General features: G+C 70.0%; 2 protein-coding genes. One reads left to right on the top strand and one right to left on the bottom strand.

The features are described from left to right. Positions 1-253, top strand: a 253-nt coding sequence (locus tag AB0N07_RS52020) for a TIGR00366 family protein (protein WP_365848124.1), incomplete at its 5' end; no start/stop codon positions are given. A gap of 178 nt (positions 254-431) precedes the next feature. Here the strand turns inward: AB0N07_RS52020 and AB0N07_RS52015 are convergent. Beyond that, the coding region (locus AB0N07_RS52015; RefSeq protein WP_365848122.1) for a thymidine kinase at positions 432-1,061 on the bottom strand (630 nt) is incomplete at its 5' end.

Genomic DNA, 1,061 nt, shown 5'->3' with positions numbered 1-1,061 from the left:
CGGCGGCGGACAGTTCGCGGTGCAGGGCCCGATCATGCTCCAGGCCGGTGACGCGCTCGGCGTGGATCCGGCCATCACCATCATGGCCGTCTCCTACGGCGACCAGTGGACCAACATGATCCAGCCGTTCTGGGCGATCCCCCTTCTGGCGATCGCCGGGCTGAAGATGCGCGACATCCTGGGGTACACCACGGTCGTGCTGCTCGCGTCGGGACTCGTCTTCGGCGGCACGCTCCTGCTCGTCTCGCTCTGACCCGGTCGGCCGATGCCGGCCCGGGCAGGACAGACGAAAGGCCCCGGGATCACCGGGGCCCTTCGCCTGTCATCACTCGCACCTTCATCACTCGCACCTCGATGAAGTGGTTCCACCGTACGAACCGAGCATGGGCGCAGCCGTCATGCAGCCTGGCAGTTGCCTGGCAATGGCCGCCTCAGCCCAGTGCACCGCCGGACTCCGCCAGGTAGCACGTGCCGCACAGGGACTCGTAGGTCACCTGGACGCCGTCGATCGCCACCTGGTCCCCCTCGAACACGAAGTGCTCGGCGCCCGTGGCCGGGTCCACGACCTTGCGCGTGTTGAACACCGCCTTCCGGCCGCAGCGGCAGATGGTCTTCAGCTCCTCGAGGGAGTGCGCCAGCTCCAGCAGCCGGGCGGAGCCCGGGAAGGAGCGGGTGCGGAAGTCGGTGCGCAGCCCGTAGGCGATCACGGGGACGCCGTCGAGCACGGCGATGCGCAGCAGGTCGTCCACCTGCGCCGGCTCGAGGAACTGCGCCTCGTCCACGAGCAGGCACGCCACGGGCGGGGCCTCCACGTGCCCCACGAGGGCGTCCGGGTCGTCACCGGTGGCGTGCCGGCGGAACAGCTCCCGCACGTCCGCTCCCGCCGGGACGAGGAAGTCCACGGCGCGGGTCACACCGAGGCGGGAGACGACGTCGCCCTCCCCCTTCACGTCGACCTCCGGCTTGGCCAGCAGCACCCGCTGGCCGCGCTCCTCGTAGTTGAAGGCGGCCTGCAGCAGGCCCGTGGACTTGCCGGAGTTCATAGCCCCGTAGCGGAAGTA

Source organism: Streptomyces sp. NPDC051172 (genome assembly GCF_040682555.1).
Classification (GTDB): domain Bacteria; phylum Actinomycetota; class Actinomycetes; order Streptomycetales; family Streptomycetaceae; genus Streptomyces.
Note: the sequence above shows the minus strand (reverse complement) of the source record. Positions and strands in the feature narration are given on the sequence as shown.